This is a genomic window from Psychrobacter immobilis, from assembly GCF_904846225.1.
GTDB lineage: Bacteria > Pseudomonadota > Gammaproteobacteria > Pseudomonadales > Moraxellaceae > Psychrobacter > Psychrobacter immobilis_F.
This window is the reverse complement of record NZ_CAJGZJ010000007.1, coordinates 76,452-97,666: the sequence shown is the minus strand read 5'-3', so window position 1 is coordinate 97,666 and position 21,215 is coordinate 76,452. Positions and strand designations below refer to the sequence as shown.

Annotated in this window: 17 protein-coding genes; 6 read left to right on the top strand and 11 right to left on the bottom strand. The window is 43.1% G+C overall.

Annotation, left to right across the window (positions count from 1 at the left end; genetic code table 11):
* Positions 1 to 53: 53 nt before the first annotated feature.
* The gene (locus JMX48_RS07145) at positions 54 to 569 is read right to left on the bottom strand and encodes a GlcG/HbpS family heme-binding protein (RefSeq protein WP_201536012.1); all 516 of its coding nucleotides are present in this window, start codon (positions 567 to 569) and stop codon (positions 54 to 56) included.
* 303 nt (positions 570 to 872) lie between these two features.
* On the opposite strand from JMX48_RS07145, the gene mutY reads away from it, so the two are divergent.
* Positions 873 to 2,141 carry an A/G-specific adenine glycosylase gene (gene mutY / locus JMX48_RS07140; protein WP_201536010.1) on the top strand — a complete coding sequence of 423 codons (1,269 nt, stop codon included), beginning with the start codon at positions 873 to 875 and terminating at the stop codon, positions 2,139 to 2,141.
* A gap of 91 nt (positions 2,142 to 2,232) precedes the next feature.
* Here the strand turns inward: mutY and JMX48_RS07135 are convergent, their stop codons facing one another.
* Together JMX48_RS07135 and rapA are read right to left on the bottom strand one after the other, a co-directional pair.
* Positions 2,233 to 3,135 carry an acyl-CoA thioesterase gene (locus JMX48_RS07135; protein ID WP_201536008.1) on the bottom strand — a complete coding sequence of 301 codons (903 nt, stop codon included), beginning with the start codon at positions 3,133 to 3,135 and terminating at the stop codon, positions 2,233 to 2,235.
* 402 nt (positions 3,136 to 3,537) lie between these two features.
* Positions 3,538 to 6,426: an RNA polymerase-associated protein RapA gene (rapA, locus tag JMX48_RS07130; protein ID WP_201536006.1), complete on the bottom strand. Its 2,889-nt coding sequence runs from the start codon at positions 6,424 to 6,426 to the stop codon at positions 3,538 to 3,540.
* A gap of 316 nt (positions 6,427 to 6,742) precedes the next feature.
* Between rapA and JMX48_RS07125 the strand changes: the two genes are divergently transcribed.
* Entirely contained in the window at positions 6,743 to 7,687 is a 945-nt protein-coding gene (locus tag JMX48_RS07125) for a D-2-hydroxyacid dehydrogenase (RefSeq protein ID WP_201536004.1), read from the top strand.
* 195 nt (positions 7,688 to 7,882) lie between these two features.
* On the opposite strand, the gene JMX48_RS07120 is transcribed toward JMX48_RS07125, so the two are convergent.
* Positions 7,883 to 9,451: a flavin-containing monooxygenase gene (locus JMX48_RS07120; protein ID WP_413786352.1), complete on the bottom strand. Its 1,569-nt coding sequence runs from the start codon at positions 9,449 to 9,451 to the stop codon at positions 7,883 to 7,885.
* Positions 9,452 to 9,740: 289 nt separating this feature from the next.
* On the bottom strand, positions 9,741 to 10,454 hold the full coding sequence (locus tag JMX48_RS07115) for an RluA family pseudouridine synthase (RefSeq protein ID WP_201536001.1): 714 nt from the start codon (positions 10,452 to 10,454) through the stop codon (positions 9,741 to 9,743).
* A gap of 308 nt (positions 10,455 to 10,762) precedes the next feature.
* On the opposite strand from JMX48_RS07115, the gene trxA reads away from it, so the two are divergent.
* The 3 genes from trxA (at position 10,763) to JMX48_RS07100 (ending at position 13,636) form a co-directional block, all read left to right on the top strand.
* A complete protein-coding gene (gene trxA / locus JMX48_RS07110) occupies positions 10,763 to 11,089 on the top strand; it encodes a thioredoxin (protein WP_201535999.1) in 327 nt (108 codons plus the stop codon).
* A 538-nt stretch (positions 11,090 to 11,627) separates the two neighbouring features.
* Entirely contained in the window at positions 11,628 to 12,896 is a 1,269-nt protein-coding gene (gene rho, locus JMX48_RS07105; RefSeq protein WP_010197854.1) for a transcription termination factor Rho, read from the top strand.
* Between the two features lie 500 nt (positions 12,897 to 13,396).
* The gene (locus JMX48_RS07100; RefSeq protein ID WP_201535997.1) at positions 13,397 to 13,636 is read left to right on the top strand and encodes a hypothetical protein; all 240 of its coding nucleotides are present in this window, start codon (positions 13,397 to 13,399) and stop codon (positions 13,634 to 13,636) included.
* A gap of 157 nt (positions 13,637 to 13,793) precedes the next feature.
* Here JMX48_RS07100 and JMX48_RS07095 read toward each other — a convergent pair whose 3' ends face one another.
* Positions 13,794 to 14,687 carry a neutral zinc metallopeptidase gene (locus JMX48_RS07095; protein ID WP_201535995.1) on the bottom strand — a complete coding sequence of 298 codons (894 nt, stop codon included), beginning with the start codon at positions 14,685 to 14,687 and terminating at the stop codon, positions 13,794 to 13,796.
* A 697-nt stretch (positions 14,688 to 15,384) separates the two neighbouring features.
* On the opposite strand from JMX48_RS07095, the gene JMX48_RS07090 reads away from it, so the two are divergent.
* On the top strand, positions 15,385 to 15,756 hold the full coding sequence (locus tag JMX48_RS07090) for a hypothetical protein (protein WP_201535992.1): 372 nt from the start codon (positions 15,385 to 15,387) through the stop codon (positions 15,754 to 15,756).
* Between the two features lie 222 nt (positions 15,757 to 15,978).
* Here JMX48_RS07090 and JMX48_RS07085 read toward each other — a convergent pair whose 3' ends face one another.
* The 5 genes from JMX48_RS07085 to rpmI all read right to left on the bottom strand — a co-directional run bounded on the left by JMX48_RS07085 (position 15,979) and on the right by rpmI (position 21,072).
* Positions 15,979 to 16,278: an integration host factor subunit alpha gene (locus JMX48_RS07085; RefSeq protein ID WP_079692789.1), complete on the bottom strand. Its 300-nt coding sequence runs from the start codon at positions 16,276 to 16,278 to the stop codon at positions 15,979 to 15,981.
* A 249-nt stretch (positions 16,279 to 16,527) separates the two neighbouring features.
* On the bottom strand, positions 16,528 to 18,954 hold the full coding sequence (gene pheT, locus JMX48_RS07080) for a phenylalanine--tRNA ligase subunit beta (RefSeq protein ID WP_201535989.1): 2,427 nt from the start codon (positions 18,952 to 18,954) through the stop codon (positions 16,528 to 16,530).
* A gap of 81 nt (positions 18,955 to 19,035) precedes the next feature.
* Entirely contained in the window at positions 19,036 to 20,091 is a 1,056-nt protein-coding gene (pheS, locus tag JMX48_RS07075) for a phenylalanine--tRNA ligase subunit alpha (protein WP_201535987.1), read from the bottom strand.
* 307 nt (positions 20,092 to 20,398) lie between these two features.
* Complete coding sequence (rplT, locus tag JMX48_RS07070) at positions 20,399 to 20,755, bottom strand: 50S ribosomal protein L20 (RefSeq protein ID WP_010197865.1); 357 nt, start codon at positions 20,753 to 20,755, stop codon at positions 20,399 to 20,401.
* 119 nt (positions 20,756 to 20,874) lie between these two features.
* Complete coding sequence (gene rpmI, locus JMX48_RS07065) at positions 20,875 to 21,072, bottom strand: 50S ribosomal protein L35 (protein WP_011514608.1); 198 nt, start codon at positions 21,070 to 21,072, stop codon at positions 20,875 to 20,877.
* Positions 21,073 to 21,215 lie beyond the last annotated feature (143 nt).

Below are 21,215 nucleotides of genomic sequence, written 5' to 3'. Positions count from 1 at the left end.
AAAAGCCCTTAAGGGCTTTTTTTATTTACTGTTAGCAATATCCAAAACATCAACTACTTCTGTTTAGGCATGACTTTTTCAATACCTTCAAGCGCACAAGCTTCATCTTGCACTGCACCACCTGCGCCACCCGCAGCGATAGCGCCTATCACTTCATCACCAAACTTTAGTGGTACACCGCCACCAAGCAGCAATAAATCACTGACTGTATTTAAGTTATTTGAATCTGGGTTCGCACGCGCATTATCAGATAACGTTCTTGAGGGCGTTTTGGTCGATAGTGCAGTAAAAGCTTTGCGCACAGCAGCATCAGTATTATGTGGCCCAACGTTGTCACCACGTTGTAGAGCAATGAGATTGCCACCGCGATCGACAACCGCTACTACTGCCGTTTTACCTTTATTCTGACAGGCAGCCATTGTGGCCTCAATGAGTTCATTGGCTAGCTTTAAAGAAACATTCGGCTGTTGTAACACTAAATTAGAAGGAGCCGCTATCACATTAGTAGTACAACCTATTACCGCTAGAGCCAGCAATGCTCTGGATAAGCCATTTGAAATTAACTTCATGAATATTCCTAAAATATTGCTCATATATATGAGCAACTGTTTATATTATATTTGATAAATATTTTTTACAGATAACTACTAGGGCGTGCCCTAGCGTCGTTTCAAATATTTGAACCAACAGTAACGAATGACTATAAATAAGCGCTCATTTTAGACTTATGGGTATGGATGAATATATTGTTTTTGTAAGAGTGAGTATAGAAATTATTATGTTCAGATACTTTGTTTTTAAAATCTCTTCATCAAAGTCTTATATTTAAAAATCAGTTATAATTTGCCCTTACGTTTAAGAAAAATGCTTATATGACCCAGCTAACTGCCAACTCAAACGCTACTCCATTAGATACAACTTTTAATCACGCCAACTCTTCCATCGAAACCTTCGCCCCACGTCTGCTTGATTGGTTTGCCGAAAATGGTCGCCATGATTTGCCTTGGCAACAGCATCAAACCGACACACCAAACCCTTATATCGTTTGGTTGTCAGAAGTCATGCTTCAGCAAACGCAAGTCACCACCGTTCTACCTTACTTTGCCCGTTTTATGGCGTCGTTTCCCACTGTACAAGATTTGGCCGCAGCAGAATGGGATGCCGTAGCGGAGCATTGGGCAGGGCTCGGCTATTATGCACGCGCGCGAAATTTGCATAAGGGCGCGAAGCAATTGGTCGCAGTGATCGATGAGATTGGCGAGTATCCCACGACCTTGGCAGGTTGGGAGGCGATTTCTGGTGTTGGTCCATCAACGGCTGGGGCGATTATGGCGATGGGTTTACATCGTTATGGCGTTATCTGCGATGGCAATGTCAAACGCGTACTAACACGCTGGGCAGCGATTGATGGTGACATCACCAAGTCTGCCACGACCAAAGAGCTATGGGCACTCGCTGAACGTTTGACACCTGTCGATGACTCAGGATTGTTTGCGCAAGCGATGATGGATATGGGCGCGACGTTATGCACGCGTAGCAAGCCTGCTTGCCTATTATGTCCGTTGCAAGAAGATTGCATCGCCCATGCTGAGGGACGTGAAACCGATTATCCAGTCAAAGCAAAAAAACAGCCCAAACCCAGTAAGTTTAGCAATGCGCTATTGATGGGAGATATTGATGGCAACCTATTATGGCTACAACGCCCTGATAATGGTATTTGGGGTGGTTTATGGAGCTTGCCATTACAGTTTTTGGAAAAAGTTGACGGTAAGGCAAGTGTTAAGAATACTGCTAAAAAACCAGAAGTTGGCGACAATAAATTATTAAACGTTGCAAGCAATGAAAAAGTATATGAAGCCGAATTTACCACTGCTGAGCAAATTATCAATGAGTGGCTGATAGAAAATGACTTAGTTGCCGAATCAATCAGTAACACATTATTTGATGATGCCCCTATCAAGCACTCATTGACACATTTTCATTGGTATTTGACGCCGCAAAAATTGATGATTGATACGGCACAAATAGTCGAATTAAATGAGAAATTGGCAGCGGCTGAAATCGCTTTTAAATGGTTAACACCACAAAAAGCGCAAGACAGTTTAGGACTGCCTCGCGCGATGATTAAAATTTTAGAATAAAAAAAGCGACTCATTATCAATAGTGAGTCGCTTTTTTTATGATGACATTATAACGAGAACTAAAAGTAACGAGGACTAACAGTAACGAGAACTAAGACTTCGGCACACGCAAACGCATCAACCCTTCTTGTTGTACCGTGGCAACCAGCTTGCCATCCTGCCAAAACTGTCCATGATTCAAACCTTTAGCGTTGGACGTCGTATCACTCCACATGTCGTACAATAGCCAATGGTTCAAATCAAAATCGCGATGAAAATGCATTGAATGATCGATACTGGCCGCTTGCAAACCACTGGTCATAAAACTCACGCCATGTGACATTAATCCTGTTCCTACCAGATAAAAATCGGACGAAAACGCCAGCAATGCTTGCTGAATAGCGACTGGCTGATTGCCCAGTTCGCGGATACGCAACCAGTTGGCTTGCTTAGGTTTCATTGGCTCTGGATGAATAGGGTCACGCGGTTTAACGGGTTTAATCTCGACATGACGACGACGCATAAATCGTCCTTTGAGCGCGTCTGGAACTTTACCCACATACTCTTCTTTTAAATCCTGCTCTGCCAGCAAATCTTCAGGCGGCGGATAAACGGGCATATTTTCTTGATACTCTAAGCCCTCTTCCATCGGTGAAAATGAAGCAATCATCGAAAATATGACTTGCTCAACTGGTGGCTTACCACGCATTTCTTTGTATTGAATGGCCGTTACTTCACGCGCAGACAGACTACGACCGTCACGCAAACGGCGCACTTGATAAATAACGGGTTGGTTGATGTCACCACCACGCAAAAAATACCCATGTAACGAATGACACGGTTTGTCTCTATCTAGCGTATGAGCCGCAGCCATGATTGCTTGGGCGAGCACTTGCCCACCAAAAATACGACTACCAACATAGTCATGACTTTTACCCTCAAAAACATCAGGGGTCACTTCAATAAGTGCCACAGTAGCAAGCAGCTCATCAATCAGTTGCGAATAATGGGACATGACGATAGGTTTCCTTATTTTTATAAAAAACGCCCAGCAGTTATCGATATCAATATAATTATGATATTGCGACAGCTCCTTTGCGTTTGAATTTAAAATAATATGAAATCACTTGCTAACCATACACAAGCGATATTTTAGAACAGGACATTATTTTAGAACAGAAAGTATAGTCATAGCAGGGCTATCACTGAGTATTTATTATCTAAGCATTTGTTACAAATCAGCAAGGTAAACATCTTACCCAATATTGATGGCTTTGACTAGAGACTAACCAATTACTTATGCGTCTTACCCAATTTATTTTAATGCGTCAATACAGAGTAAATATTCTATAAAACAATATGAGCGGCAAAAAACGAGATATCTGATAACATCTCGTTTTTTACCATTTTCTTAAAATTATGGCTTCACTGCCACAAGCACGCGAATAGAATCTGGTACTAAGGATAAGTTACCAAGCGCTTGCTCACCTTGAGCTTTTAGCTGCTCTAAACGTTCAATCTCTGCAGAACGCACGTTAGGATTGATGGTTTGCAAATGCTTCAGGCGTTTGATTTCACGTGACCACTGCTGGCTAAAGCGCGCACTTGCTTGCTCACCGATTTCTACTAACTGCTGACGAGCAATGTCTTCGGCTTCATAATAACGCTGCTCAATCACATCGCCACGTGCCTTAATTACTTGACGTGCACGGTTTTTGTCCAAGCGATCAATGTGCGGCATAATCATGTCGGCACTGATACGGGCGGATAAATCACTACCCTGCTCACTAATAAAGACACGGATGTTTTGCGTGGTTAAGGTCGCTGGTAAATTAAGCAGTCTTGGCGCAATGGCTTCAACTCGGAAGTTCACTTCGAGTAGCACCATACCTTGTGGCACAGCAGCGCTTTTTAGCATTGCGACGGTCGTATTACCAAAGGTGCTGGTACTCGCCAGCTCATAGATAGCGCGCATCAATGGATGCTCGTGAGTGATAAACTCGATATCTTCACGTTGCAGCGCTTGGTCACGCTCGAAAGTGAGCGTCATACCGTCTTCATCACCCAGCGGTAAGCCATCGATATAATCGCTAATCTCCGTACTGTCAATCGGGGCAATAACCCACGAACCATCACGCTGGATATTATGATCAATATTGGCTGAGGCAAAAAAGCGCTCAATAAACTGCGGTAATAGATTGTGGCCATCAAAATCACGCATCGCATCAGCGATACGCCCAGCAACACGAGGACGGCACGAGTTGTACTCTAGCAGGCGATCACGGCCAGCTTGTAGCTGTGACTCTAATCCCAAGCGCGTTTGTAATGCTTCGGTGATAACACCTTGTAATATCGTACGGTTATCGGCAGTATCAGCGCCTTCAAGCATTGGTTTTAGCTCTTGAATATATTGCTCTTGCACGCTTTGCGCGGTTGGTGAAATCTGGTTAAACATATTCAAGGCATTGTTATACCATTGATAAAGACGCTCTTGCGCCGTGCCTTGGACATAGGGCACATGCAACATGATTTGCTGCGTTTGTCCGATACGATCTAAGCGGCCAATGCGCTGCTCTAATGTATCCGGATTGGCTGGCAAATCCCACAATATCAATTGGCTCGCAAACTGAAAATTACGACCTTCCGAGCCAATCTCTGAACACAATAATATCTGCGCGCCTTCGCTATCGGCAAAGAACGCTGCCGCTTGGTCACGCTCAAGCAAGGTCATTTGTTCAGTAAAAATAGCCGTCTTAATCCCTGCATGCAGACGCAATACCGCCTCTAAACTCTCAACGGTCGCGCCACTACGAGCAATCAGTAAGACCTTTTTATGTTTAAGCTCACCGCGCAAGATATCAATGAGCCAAGACACACGTGGGTCGTCTTCTAGCCAGCCACCATCAGGCTGGTTCTCTTCACCCCATAACTGCTCGCGCAATTTACCAGTGGTTTGATAGCTGTCTTTCCACGCCTCAGGTAATGGCAGCGGATACGGCTGACTGCTACGACCATAAAACCCTTTCACACTTTCACGAGTATTACGGAAGAGGATACGACCCGTACCATGACGATCAAGTAACTCGTTGAGCGCATACGTTCGCAATTTTTCATCGTCGTTGATCGCGGCTAGCTCATCAATGCTAATATCTAGTAAACTGCTTAACGCTGCAATTTGACCGTCGCTTACTGGCTTATCTTCTATCAAAACGCCAGCGACTGCTGCTGTTTCAGCAAAGGCTTTTTGACCATCGATAAATTCATCCAAATCATCAAAACGGTCAGGATCTAATAAACGCAGACGCGCAAAATGACTTTGGGCACCAAGCTGCTCAGGGGTCGCTGTTAACAGCATAACGCCAGGCGTTTCTTCGGCAAAATCTGCAATCAAGTCATACTTATCATTGCCGCCTTGCGCTTCATCCCAATGCAGGTGATGCGCCTCATCGACGACCAGTAAGTCAAATCCTGCATCCATCGCTTGGTCATATAGATCAGGATGGTCAAGCAACAGATCCATACCAGCGATGATACATTGCTCAGTAGCAAAGACGTTTTGTTCAGGATCGTGCTCTTTGATCGCCGCAGCACGTACCAAATCAAACAACGCAAAGTTTAGGTTAAAACGACGACGCAGCTCAATCATCCACTGATATTGCAAGCTATCTGGCACAAGAATGAGCACACGCTCAGCCTTACCAGTCAATAACTGCTGATGAATAATTAAACCTGCTTCAATAGTTTTACCCAAGCCAACTTCGTCAGCGAGTAGAACACGCGGAGCGATACGTTTGCCGACTTCATGCGCGATATAGAGCTGATGCTCAATGATATCAACACGAGCACCCATTAGACCTTTGAGCGGATGCCCAGCAAGCGCCGACTGCATACGCAAGATATCTTGGCGCAGCTCATACCAATCGCCGCGTTCGATACGACCAGCCAGCAATCGCTCAAGCGGTTTTGCTAGCGTGATATTGGCCGCCAGACGAGTTTCCATGATGCCGCGTTCATGCTCATCGACACCATACTTGAGCACACCCATCACCTCATTAACGGCATTGACTGTGTAGCATTTTCCATCTTGATCGTAGATGCTATCGCCTACTTTGAAAACCACGCGCGACAATGGCGCAGAGTTTTTCGCATAGACGCGCGTTTCTTCACTTTGAGGAAATAAAATATGTACACATCGGTCATCGACATCGATGACCACACCTAAGCCCAGCTCGGACTCCGTATCAGATAAATAGCGTTGACCAACGGCGAATTCGGTGCTTTGCAATGAAGCGATAGAAATAGTCATAGGGCGATGTCTTTTGTACTCAAATGATAAGAAAATAGATAGCAATGGTGTCGAATAATCGTGGCTAAGAGGGCATATGCAGCTGAGCGTCAACAGACGTCAGAGCGATGTCGCAATATAAATCAAGCCATTCAACTGAACCATTATATAACGTTAGCGGCTAGATGAGTGCGTTAAGTTGAATTTTCAAGAGGCGCGCCACCTTACCTATTGAGATTATAAGGTATTTAGCGGATTCGTTTTTGATTAAAAACCCCAACGTGCTACATTAAGTCCATCATCACATTTACTATGAAAAGATAAGTAAGGAATAATTATGCAAGCTGTTTTTTTAGACAAAGGGACTTTTTCTGATGGTATTGACTTGCCAGCACCAGCGGGTGTGAGCGATTACCTCACTTATAATGATACGCCGAAAGATACGGCTGTCATCATTGAACGCTGTAAAGATGCGGATATTATCATTACCAATAAAGTTCAAATTGGTGCTGACGTGATTGCAAACTTACCCAAGCTCAAACTTATTCAATTGACTGCGACAGGAATGAATAACGTCGATCAAGACGCTTGTGATGAGCACAATATCGCGCTTTATAATATCGCAGGTTATGCGGTCAAAAGCGTGCCTGAACATACTTTTATGCTGATGCTGACGGCGATGCGTGCTGGTATTCATTATCATCAAAAAGTCGCTGATGGTACGTGGCTGGCAAATGGTAATTTTTGTCTGCTTGATATTCCGCTGATCGATTTGGAAAATAAAACATTGGGCATTATTGGCGTTGGCACCATCGGCAAACGTGTCACTGACATTGCCCGTGCCTTTGGTATGACCGTATTGTGGGCGGAACACCAAGGTCAAGCGCCGCGCAATGACGACTATACAGCGTTCGATGACGTACTTGCCTGTGCAGATGTCATCACGCTGCATTGCCCGTTGAACGAAAAAACCCAGCATCTTATCAATAAAGATACCTTGGCAAAAATGACCAAACAGCCGCTCATTGTCAATGTGGCGCGCGGCGGTATTGTCGATAGTCAGGCATTAACTGATGCGATCAATAGTGAGAAAATCATCGGTTATGCCAGCGACGTGTTTGAACAAGAACCGATCGCAAGCGACGATCCTTTATTGACCCTGACCAATCACCCTCGCGTTATGTTTAGCCCGCACAACGCTTGGGGCAGTAAAAGCGCCCAAGAAACTTTGTGGCAAATGTTAAGCAAGCAAGTGACTGAGTTTATAGATAAGCAATTATAATGACTCACGACCTAGAACATGTCATCAATTAGCACACTTAATCATTTAGTGGTCTTAAAATGGCTAAATTTTTGAGGCCTCTGTCGCCGTAAGCACAGCAAGCAAGAAAAATTTAGCCCAGTCCTGCATGACAGTATCTTGTCGCTGTTTTATTTGGTATGACTGTCCTATTAACTCACTGACTATTGCCTGGCATTAACGGCTGAACTGTAACCAATCGTCCTTTATTTTACGATACTTCAGCATCACGCGGTCGCTTAGATAATTATTGGTCACATGCCAAGGATAGCGATCGCCTTGCTTAGGCAATCTATCCTTGCCGCGCGTCACATACCCTGCCGATAGTGCGCCCATGACCGTATCTGGTTGCATGTGCGCCTCAGCGTGTGCCGTCTTTGCTTGCGGTAATGCCACTTGATACCGCTGCTGGTGCATATAATCTAGCAGGCGCACGACATACTGACACGCCAAATCGATTTTTAGCGTCCACGAGGCATTGGTATAGCCAAACAACGCGACCAGATTTGGCACGCCTTCAATCATGACCGCTTTATAGGTCATGCGACTCCCAACATCAACCGCCTGACCATCGATATAAACGTTTGCGCCGCCAAGCATTTGTATTTTTAGTCCCGTTGCTGTGACGATAATATCAGCCTCGAGATATTTGCCAGATTTGAGCATAATACCTGTCTTAGTGAAATGTTCAATCTCATCAGTCACCATTGTCGCGCGTTTGCCATGCAAGGCTTTAAATAAATCACCATCTGGCACCGCACACAGTCGCTCATCCCAAGGATTATAGTTAGGCAAAAAATGAGCCACATCAACGTCGCTACCTTTTAGCTCGGTTTTGATACCCTGCTTTAATAGCGCTTTCATCATCTTTGGGGCAAAGATAGCCGCTCGGTAAGTACCTTGTTGCACCAATACGTTACGGGCGCGCAGCAGCTTATAGGCTTGCTCTTTTGATAAAGGGGAGAACTTACCTGCTAGCCAGTCAAGAGAATAATCATCGCCCGGCACACTCGCCACATAAGTAGGCGAACGTTGCAACATCGTGACATGGCGCGCGCATTGCTCGTCCGCCTCATCTACCAAAGCTGGCAACAGCGTCATCGCGGTCGCGCCACTACCGATGATAACGACTTTTTTATCGTCATAATGGGCATTTTGCCAGTGCTGCGGGTGAACAATGTGACCTTGAAACGCCTCTTCATTTTTAAAATACGGTCTATAACCTTGGTCATAATCGTAATAGCCAGTGGCACCTACCACGAATTTAGCAGTTAGAGTAAATACCTCGCCACTGCGATGATCTTTCACCATCGCTGTCCATTGCTGATGAATACTTGACCACGACAACTGCTGAACCTCATGCTGATAACGAATATGCTCAGTGATAGCAAACTCGTTCGCGGTATCTGCGATATAGCGTTTAATGTCAGCGCCTTTTGCTAAGATTCGATGATTTAACCATGGGCGAAAGCTGTAGCCAAAAGTCAACGCATCAGAATCAGAGCGAACACCAGGATAGGTAAATAAGTCCCATGTTCCTCCTAAATCTGCTCGTTTTTCTAATATCACAAATCGTTGGGCGCTTTTTTGCGTCGGCTTTTTATGTTGCTTTGAGGATTTGTGCTTTTGCTTACTGGGAATTTCATGACCAAACAGACCTTTGTGCTGCTGTTGCTGTAAGCGGCACGCCATACCAATGCCAGCAATACCTGCACCAATGATAAGCACTTCATAATCAAGGGGAATGGTTGCTGAAGGCTTTTTGGGTTTGAAGCGATTCTTAACCGCCTGTTTCATAGCAATGATATCAAGCATACTATTCATCCTTATAGTGACATGCGTCCCTGTACTTGCATAATATAGTCAGTCCTAAGTAAAACAAGATCAAATATTATCACACGCTACTAGGATAATTTTTGCTTGCTTGCTGTGCCTGCGCAGACAGAGGCGGCGCAAAATTCACCTTAGGAGCATTGTGTTTGTTTTAGAGTGGATCGACTATAGATTTTACATAGTTTATTTAAAATAAATTCATTTAAAAAGGGCTTGGGCTTTCCCAATCCATCCATGCGCCAAGCGTCGGATGTTTGAGACGCAATTGCTGTGCATGTAGATTGAGCCTTGAGGCAATCTCTAATGCAGCGCCTTCTGCATAAATAGGGTCGCCAATCATCACATGACCGACATGCACCATATGTACCCGTAGCTGATGGCTACGACCGGTCACTGGCTTTAACATGACTCGCGTGACTGTCTGACCGTTGCATTGTTCATGGGCGATCACCTCATATAAGGTCAATGCGTGCTTTGACCAATCATGATCGACGATATGACGCGGCTTGGTACTTGGCTCATAGCGTACTGGCACCGATATCTCGCCAGTGGCACCCATACTCTCCCACGCGCCAAAGACGCGTGCTTGGTATTTTTTTTGTGGTAAACGCTCTATAAATTGCTTACTGATATGGGTTTGCGCTGCGGCATTTTTTGCAAAAATAAGCAATCCCGAGGTATCCATGTCAAGGCGATGAATCAATTTGACTGCTGGATTGGCGCGCTCAAGTCGGCTAAGCAAACTGACTTTTAACGTTTTACCATCTACACTCAAGAGTCCTGCTGGCTTATCAACCACCCAGATATCACCATCTTCATAGACAGTAATCTGTTGCGCAAATGATTGAAAAAACTCAAGCGGATAGGCATTTTCTTGGGCATTGAGAGCAATGGTTTCTTCATCAGTAAAAGGCATAAAATAAGCTACTTATGTTATTGGGCTTAAGAGTATCAACTCTTATAAATTGAAAAAAGGCTAGCGATAGACAGTGCACGTGACAGATAAGACATAACCTGTTTAGTTGTGTTTCGATTTATTGTGCTAATAGTAATTGTTAACCAATTTAACCAGCTTGCCTCTGCCAATCGTTGTCAAACATGTTAATATAATGGCACATTTTTACCACTTCTAAACGATTCTTTGTCCACTCATCGCGATATTATAGAACCAATATAGCAGTTGATGGATGACGATAGAAACTATAAAACAAGAGAGATAAAATTATGTCAGACCTTATTGTTAATACCACCGATGCAAACTTTGACCAAGACGTACTGCAATCAGACGTGCCAGTATTGGTAGATTTTTGGGCAACTTGGTGTGGTCCTTGTAAAGCGATCGCGCCTATTTTAGAAGATCTAGCCACTGAGTACCAAGGTAAAGTTAAAATTGTTAAAGTCGATGTAGATAGCAACCCACAAGCGGCAAGCCGTTTCGGTATTCGTAACATCCCAACGCTATTTGTATTCAAAGATGGCGAAAAAGTTGACTCAGTGATGGGTCTACAGCCAAAAGCTGAATTGGCCAAAGTACTAGACAAGCATTTATAAGTTGAGATTAGCTTGCATCAGACAGCTTTGTGCAAGCGCTTTGTAAGAACAGCATTATTATTAAGAAAGCCATTATCTAATGTAGATAGCGGCTTTTTTGCTTATTTTTTATGCAAAAAACTCAATTATACGACTTTTTTGGCAAAATTTATTGACAATGCTATTGTGAAGACCGTATAGTCTGCTGACAAGAGAAAACTAACGGTTTTCCTAAGTGTCTTATTGCTATTCTCCTCGTGTTTATCAACAAAAACACAATCGTCGTTATAAACACCATTGCTGAACGAAATGACTAAACACAATTACTGATACTGAGTTTTTGACGCAGACTCTTATGTAGGCTTGTTTATCTTTATTTCTTATTACCTTGCATCAAATGATTGCAATTCGTACATAAGCTAACATGTAAAACCAAAACTACATAAATTCCAAATCTGTGCACGCACCCTCTATCGCCCTAATGTCGTTGTTTTAATCAATGTCGTGACTTGTGCTGCTAATGGCATCTCTCATCTGATCAATTGCTAATGACCTATCTATGAATCTAACTGAACTAAAGAAAAATTCAATCGCCGAGCTATTGGCCATCGCCAAAGAAATGGGTCTTGATAACATGGCGCGTAGCCGTAAACAAGACATTATCTTTGCTATTCTAAAAACCCATGCCCGTAACGGTGAAGCCATTTATGGTGACGGCGTACTTGAGGTTCTTCCTGACGGTTTTGGTTTTTTGCGCTCATCAGAAGGCTCTTATCTAGCAGGTCCTGACGATATTTACGTCAGCCCTAGCCAGATTCGCCGTTTTAGCCTAAAAACGGGTGACAGTATCGCTGGTACGATTCGTCCACCCAAGGATTCTGAACGCTATTTTGCCCTATTAAAAGTGGGCGAAATCAACTTTGACACGCCAGATCGTTCACGTCATAAGCTTATCTTTGAGAACTTAACGCCGCTATTCCCAACTGAACAGCTAAAGCTGGAGCTGGGTAACGGTACGACTGAAGATTTGACGGGTCGTATTATTGACCTCATCGCGCCGATTGGTAAAGGTCAGCGCTCTATCATCGTCGCACCGCCAAAAGCGGGTAAAACGATGCTGTTACAGACCATCGCTCAGTCGATCACTCGCAACAATCCTGAATGTTATCTGATCGTGCTACTGATCGATGAGCGTCCAGAAGAAGTGACCGAGATGGTGCGTACGGTACGCGGTGAAGTGGTTGCCTCTACCTTTGATGAGCCACCACAGCGTCACGTACAAGTCGCTGAAATGGTCATCGAAAAAGCCAAGCGTCTGGTCGAGCACAAGCAAGATGTCGTCATCTTACTTGACTCTATTACGCGTCTTGCTCGCGCTTACAACACGGTTATCCCCTCTTCAGGCAAAGTATTAACGGGTGGTTTGGATGCCAATGCCCTTGAGCGTCCAAAACGCTTCTTTGGGGCGGCGCGTAACGTTGAGGAAGGCGGCAGCTTGACCATCATTGCCAGTGCCCTTATCGATACTGGTAGTAAGATGGATAGCGTTATCTTTGAAGAATTCAAAGGGACTGGTAACCAAGAGATTACGCTTGAGCGCGACTTGGCTGAAAAACGTGTTTTCCCTGCGATCAATATCAAAAAATCTGGTACACGCCGCGAAGAGCGTCTGTTGGATGAAGATAAATTGCGCAAGGTTTGGATACTGCGCAAACTGCTTCAGCCGATGGATGGCGTACAAGCAACAGAATTCTTATTGGATCGCCTAAAAGAAGCGAAAACCAATGATGAGTTCTTTGAGCAGATGAAACGCAAATCACAAAACTGATTTAGTTTGGGCTAAGCGCTTTTTGACTGGCTTAATAGATATCTAACTTCAATAAAAAGACCGCCTGTGTGCGGTCTTTTTATTGTTATAAATGCTGAAAATCATGATTAAAAATCAGTTAGCGTAATATCAATATAAATACAATAACTCTAATCAAAAGCACTACCAACGGTACATTACAGAAACATATTTTACATAATATTTGCAAACCTTAGCGCTTTTACTACCCCTAGTAACGGTGAGATAGATTAGTATGAAAGCCAGTATAAATGTACTTTACTGTCAGTATTGATAGTAGTAGGAGTTCTAGGATATTTGCTCTTATTAATATAATTTTCTTAACGCTCACCTCACTGTTCTTTGCGGTAGCACGATAGATTATTTTGAGAGTATTGCCCCACTATTTTAATTCAACACGCTATTAATTCAAAATAATAGTATTAAAATGACTGGCAATTGAAATATCGTTTTTTAATTTTGATAACTTAACAGGTGATACTATGAAATTTGCTAAAACTATCGCAATGACTGCTCTTACTAGCTCTGCTCTTATTATGGGCGGCTGTGCGTCTGGTGGATACAACAGTGGTTTGAGTAATACAGCCAAAGGCGCTGCTGCCGGTGCTGCTGCTGGTGCTTTAATCAGAAGTGGTGGCGATAGTAAAGATATCGCTCGTGGCGCACTTGGTGGTGCTGCAGTTGGTGGCGCAGGTGCTTATATTCTTAAAAACAGCAGATAGTAAACGAGATACTATTTGAGTCTGCTTCGTTAATAGATATTCTATTTTAGGTATATTTTACTTAAGTAGAATCGCTCAAAACGTAAAAAGCCTGCAATTGATATTGCAGGCTTTTTAGTGGCTGATAGTTATAAAAATCAGGTTTGTATACTAACTCTTATGATAATGCCCCACTAAAAGTATCACAAGATTGTATATTCCCACTTCCCAATCCGCGAGTGAACCAATCAATACGCTGCTGACTAGTACCATGAGTAAAGTTATCAGGTACGACGGCTCCACCACTGGCTTTGGCTAAACGATCATCACCGATTTGGCCAGCGGCATTGATGGCTTCATCGATATCACCTTCTTCTAGAAACTGTACGCGCTCTTGATTACGCTGTGCCCAAACGCCAGCAAAACAATCCGCCTGCAATTCTTGTAATACTGACAGCTTATTGGCTTCTGCACGCGTGACTTGACGACTGGCCTCACTAATTTGTTGAGATATACCTAACAATGTCTGTACATGGTGACCAACTTCATGGGCAATCACATAAGCCTGAGCAAAGTCACCTGCTTTATCTTGATTCTCTTTGTCGCCTGACCCTTGCTTATCGCCTGTAATACCAAGATTTTGGCGCATTTCTACAAAAAACGACGTATCTAGATACACCGTCTGATCACCTGGACAATAAAACGGACCGGTTGCAGCACTGGCGCTACCACAGGCTGAACTTACTTGACCATTAAAAAGAATCAATGATGGCTCTTTATAGGTACTACCCGCTTCATTAAATACCTGACGCCATACTTCTTCGGTATCCGCCAATACTACTTTTACAAACTGCGTATCTCGGTCGGTATCTGTCGTAGGTTCGGTAGATGTGTTATTACCACCACCGCCAGCAATTACCTGACCTGTTTGCAAAGCAGTCATTGGATTCACACCAAATACTAGCCATAAAATACCAGCGATAATGATACCGCCGATACCACCACCTATCATTTTGCCGCCACCCGTACTTGAACGTACGTTGGAACTGCCTCTTCTTCCTTGCCATTTCATGTGTTGTTCCTCAAATGTACGATGTACGCTGCTGCCATTCGTATTGATAGTTATTCATATTATATAATTTCTAGTTCAATCCTCTCACTTAATACGTTAGCGCAGGCGCCCATTTTAAAATAGTGATAAAAATGAGATAAATTGACGTGAAACAAGAAAATTAGTACACATAATATCGAGATATTAACCAGTTATTTGTTATATTTTGGCAAAGTTTAGCGCATTTAGATGAGCATCGACTAAATTGAGGACACGTTTTAGCCCATTATATTAAAATGAATTGTATTAAAATATTTCATAAAACGCTTACTTTCTTATCTATTATTATTTTCTCATATGCTATTAGCAAACTAATAAACTGATTTAGTCTCTGTTTTGTGTCTATAAATCCAATAGATTGCAAAGAACATAAGATAAATCAATACATAGAGAAACATTCAATATAAAGTACTTTCATTGATGATACGCTCATTAACCAATAGTCTTGTATTAAAAATCATATCAAATAAGTAATGAGCAATAATAATTTTCAGTTTTATTGTTACTTAATTGTACAGCCTATTTCTATTTAAATAAAAAACCTATAGAATGCGTGAAAGCTGAGTAGCTGTGACCAAGACTAGTCGAATTCCGAGAAATCTTGGATTTCGACCTTTGCTGCTGCTACTGCTCATTTCATTTTTCCGGAGAATACCTTATGAAACTTAAATTACTTGCTCTAGCTGGTATCATGACTGCAACTATGGGCTTAACTGCCTGTGATAGCAACAAAGAAAACGCTGCTGAAGATTTATCTGACGCGCAAGAAGAAGTGACTGATGCTTCACAAGAGCTAGACACTGCTGCTGCTGAAGGCGAAGTTACTGCTGATGCTGACGCTGCTGTTGCTGGCGCTGAAGCTGACATCGCTGATGCTCAAGCTGCAACTGCTACTGACGAAATGGACGCTGAAGTTCCTGTAGACGGTACTACTACTAGCGTTGACGCAGCTAGCGAAACTCCTGCTACTACTGATGCAGCTGCTGTTGATGCTTCTGACGAAGTTGTTGTTGAGAAACCAGCTCAGTAATTTCTATCGTTTATACGATGAAAATACTGTAGTGAAAAAAGAGAGCATATGCTCTCTTTTTTTATGTCTATGATTTATCATAACTAGCGATTTGCTTATGTGATATAACGATTATCACTGCCTATGATATTTATCACTATAAACAACGAAGATCTATTTAAAATCCTCGCTAAATCATAGAAAATTTAAACGGTCAGCTTTAATAACAGATAGCAGTTGTGGCTATTCGTCAAATAATCGCTCATCAACTTGTTGACGAAATTTTTGTCCCGTTTTAAAAGTGACCACACGGCGGGCAGATACTGCCACAGGCTCCCCTGTCTTAGGGTTACGACCTGGACGGCTATTTTTATCTTTAAGCTCAAAGTTGCCAAAGCCTGAAAGCTTGACCTCTTTGCCATCAATCAAACTCTCTGACAATTCATCAAAAAAGTTCTCTACCAAACAGCGGCCTTCTTGGCGTGTGAGGTTAAGATGACTCATCAAATGCTCAATCATGTCAGATTTGGTTAAGGTGCTCACAGTACGACTCCTATGCTATGTCGTGATGTCGAATATCATGGTTTAGCGGTATGAGGATTTATATTGGTTATTATAAAGCTTATTTATCATCTTTTTAACAAAGATCGCATAAAAGCCTTTTATTAATAATAACTTAACAAGTTTTACCAATGAATTTTTTTATAAAATCCTAATTCTTATAAATAACGACACGCTATAGCCTCTTTATAAGTGAGGCTATGGCGCATGGTTTATTATTAAAACTAGGTGTTAGCTGTCACGTAACTGTACTGAATACTGCTCGATTAGTGTTTGCACAACCTTGTCAGTAACCACTTTTACCGATTCATCAGACAACGTTTGATTGGCATCTTGCCATATTAGTGCAAAAGCCAATGAACGCTGACCAGTTGGTACTTTATCGCCTTGATACACATCAAATAACCACAGGTCAGTCAGCAGCTCACCAGCGGCATCTCGTATCGTCGACTCCAATGTCTGTAAGCTAATATCGCTATCCACTAAGATGGCAATATCACGGCGTACTTTTGGGAATTTACTTGGTGTGGTGATTAAATGCTGTTCGCGTGCGAGTGTCAGTAGCGGTGCAATTGACAATTGCGCCACCCAAGTAGCGGGCAGATCCAGCTGTTTGGCGGTATTTGGATGCAGTTGACCCAACCAACCGACATACTCGTCATCAATATAGAGCTTGGCGCTTTGACCTGGATGTAAGAAGTTTAAACCGCTACGCTCATAGCGAATACGTGCACTATCGATTTGTACAGGCAGTAATTGTTCGATATCATGTTTAAGGTCATAAAAGTCTAAAGCACGGTTTTGATCAACTTGCTCATCCCACACATCACCCACTGCTATCAAAGCAATGCTGGGTGTCTGCACCAAATCCGTAATGCTATGACCGACAAAGCTCAGACCTGTTTCAAAGAAACGTACGCGTGATTGCTGACGGTTTAGATTATATTGTACACATGGTAGTAAGCTTGATAATAGCGTACGGCGCATCACCGCCAAGTCACTGGAGATTGGATTGGCCAATGCCAACACCTCACCTAGTGCTTCATCATCGAGTAATGCTTCTAGTTTTGCATCGCTGAAACTAAAGCTGATCGCTTCCATGTAGCCATTATCGACCAATGCCAGCTTCATCTCATGCGTCAAGTCTGCCGTATCGTCGTAATCCATGCTGACTTGCAAATGCGGCAATACACTGGGGATATTATCGTAGCCATAGATACGAGCGATCTCTTCAATCAAATCTTCTTTAATACTCATATCAAAGCGATAAGACGGCGGTGTGCAGATAAGTGTATCGGCTGTTTGCTCTACGCCAAAACCTAATTGGCTCAAAATACGCACCATGACTGCTGGCTCAATTTCAATACCGATGACATCACGGACTTTAGCAATGGGTAAGGTAATTGGCGCACGGGCTGGTAAATGCGCATCGCTTTCAACTTTTACTATCGGTCCAGCTTGACCAGCAGTGATGCTCGTAATTAAATCACAAGCGCGTGCCAAGGCCAGCTCTGGCAATTCAAAATCTACCCCACGCTCAAAACGTTGTGAGGCATCCGTATGCAGACCAAAACGGCGGGCGCGTGCTGCGATTGCCAGCTGGCTAAAAAAGGCGCTTTCTATTACGATATTGCTGGTGCTGCCAGTGACGCTACTGCGCATGCCGCCCATGATACCCGCTAGAGCCAGTAGCCCTTTATCATCAGCAATGACCAATTCATCGCCTGTTAAGGTAATGGTCTGCTCGTTGAGCAAGGTAATGGTTTCAGCAGGCTGTGCCAAACGCACTATAATATCGCCTACGATCGTATCCGCATCAAAAGCATGTAGCGGTTGGCCAAGCTCCATCAGCACATAGTTAGTCACATCAACTAAGAAATTATGCGAGCGTAATCCTGAATGGATCAGTGCATCTTGCATCCATTTTGGCGTGTCAATATTACGATCAATTTTGCTAATCGATTGCAAGAAATAACGCGGACAAGCGTCTACTGCACTCACGGTTACCGCTGGCGTAGAAGTATCAGCACCATTATCACTAATGGCTACATTGGCATGAATCTCAGGCAGCTGCATCGGCAAATCGTTAATGACTGATATCTCGCGCGCGATACCACGTACACTAAAACAGTCACCACGGTTTGGGGTGATTGAGATATCCAGTATCTGATTGTCTAAGCCTAAGTAATCACGGATATCTGTGCCGATTGGTGCGTCAGCTGGCAGCTCAAGCAAACCATCAATCTCATCAACCAAATCAATCTCAGAAGCACCGCAGAGCATACCGTTAGAGGCGACGCCGCGCAGATTGCCATTTTTAATTTTAAAGCCTTCGCCTTTACCACCAGCATCATCACTGGGTAAAACCGCACCGACGGTAGCAACAGGTACTTTCATACCGACTGTAACATTGGGCGCACCGCAAACGATCTGTAGAAGTTGAGACTCGCCAATATTGACCTGTGTGACGCGTAATTTATCTGCATCAGGATGCTGCTCGATGCTCATGACTTCACCGACAACCACGCCACTAAAGGCACGAGCAACCGCATAACGATCATCAATTTCTAGCCCAGCCATGGTTAACTGTTCGGCCAATTGCTCACTGTTATTATTGGGATTTACCCATTGACGTAGCCACTGTTCGCTAATTTTCATAAATATCTCGGGTCAGAATTTTATAATAAAGATTTTGGAGTAAAGGTAGGCGTATGTGCATTAACCCTTAAAAATAACAACCTAGCCAAACTGCTTTAAGAAGCGCACGTCATTTTGAAAAAATAAACGCAAATCATCAATACCATAATACAGCATGGCAAAGCGCTCAATACCCATACCAAAAGCAAAGCCGGTGTATTTTTCGGCATCGATACCGCAATTGGTCAGCACTTGAGGATGCACCATTCCGCAGCCCATCACCTCAAGCCATTTGCCGTTATCATCTAGAATATCTACTTCAGCAGAAGGCTCTGTGAATGGAAAAAATGAAGGGCGGAAACGCACAGTCAACTCTTTAGCAAAAAACGCCTCTAAAAACTCACTAATCAAGCCTTTTAGCTCAGCAAAAGTGCTCGACTCAGTGACCATTAACCCTTCTAATTGATGAAACATCGGTGAGTGGGTTTGGTCTGAGTCATTGCGATAAACACGGCCTGGACAAATAATACGAATCGGCGGTTCATTCTTTTCCATAGTACGAATTTGTACTGGGCTGGTGTGCGTACGCAGTAAGTAATGAGCATCAAAATAAAAAGTGTCATGCATCGCTCGTGCAGGATGATGCGACGGAATATTGAGTGCTTCAAAATTATAGTAATCGCTTTCAACTTCAGGGCCCGTTGCCACGTTAAATCCTGCTTGCACAAAATACTGTTGCATACGCTGGGTAATCATCGTGACCGGATGCAAATGACCTTTTTGGCCACCGCGAGCAGGCAAGGTAATATCGATACTTTCTGCCTCAAGCTTGGCGTTCAACTCGGCAACTTCTAATTGCTGCTGTTGATCCGTCAGTGCTTTCTGGATATGGCTGCGTACCTGATGCAACCAGCCACCATAAGTTTTTTTGTCATCGCTACTGAGCTTGCCCATTTGCTTTGACCAGCCAGTTAATGGGCTTTTTTTGCCTGTCAATTGCACACGTAAATCTTGGAGCGCACGCACATCGGTTACTTGTAGGATTAGAGATTCAGCAGCACTGGTAAACTCAGTAAGCTGAGCTTCATCAAGCTCGCTAAGCTCTGCGGACAAGGTCGGTAGCGCCGACAAATCGATGGTAGCAGCAGGGGTTGTCATAAGACGCATTCTTCCTGATTTAAACAGATTATTAATTGTAGGGATTTGACCAAATATTGCAAACCATTTACTTTATTATGAAGGCTAATTATATAAATGGCTTGAATATTTAGACGGTAGTAAGCGTTTTCTGCTCTCAATTTAGTCTTGATCGTACATATACGCAAAATAATTTAATATAAAAAAAGCCACCGACCAGCGGTAGCTTTTATTAATATCGTACTATTAATTAATATTAATCCTATTCATTTAGATGATTACTTAGATAAACGTTATATCTATTTAATATCTAAAGAACAGATAATATTTATGCTAGTTCCGCTTTTGCTTTTTCAACCAATGCTGTGAAAGTTGCTGCATCATGCATAGCGATGTCAGCTAGAACGCGACGATCGATTGAGATGTTAGCTTTTTTCATGCCATTGATAAAGCGGCTATAGCTTAAACCGTTTAAGCGTGCACCAGCATTGATACGTGCAATCCAAAGACGACGGAAAGTACGTTTTTTGTTGCGACGGTCACGATAAGCATATTGACCAGCTTTGGTCACTGCTTGTACCGCTACGCGATAAACACGTGAACGGGCACCGTAGTAGCCTTTTGCACGCTTTAAGATTTTTTTGTGACGGCGATTTGCCTGTACACCACGTTTTACACGGGCCATAACTTACTCCAAGATTTTTTAATCACTATTAAGCGAGTGATGATGCCATTAAATAACGAACATCATTGTCAGATTGCAAAGTCAAATATTTTCAATCAAAGATAGATGACGATCGGCTATTAAATGTATGGGCACATACGACGAACTGCTGCTTCGTCAGACTTGTGCACCAACTTAAGACCACGCAACTGGCGAATACGCTTAGGTGATTTCTTGGTCAAAATATGGCTTTTGAATGCTTGCTTACGCTTAAAGCCATTCGCGGTTTTTTTGAAGCGTTTAGCGGCACCGCTTCTGGTTTTCATCTTATTTTTCATGATGATTTGCCTCTTTTTCTGTGTTAGAACCTGGTCGTCAAATAGTAAAACTGAATAATCGTTATATAATTAACAACTAAACCTCTATTTGCCTCGAGGTGGGAGGCGCTATTTTAGCAGATAATGCGCTGTTTTGCCAAGTA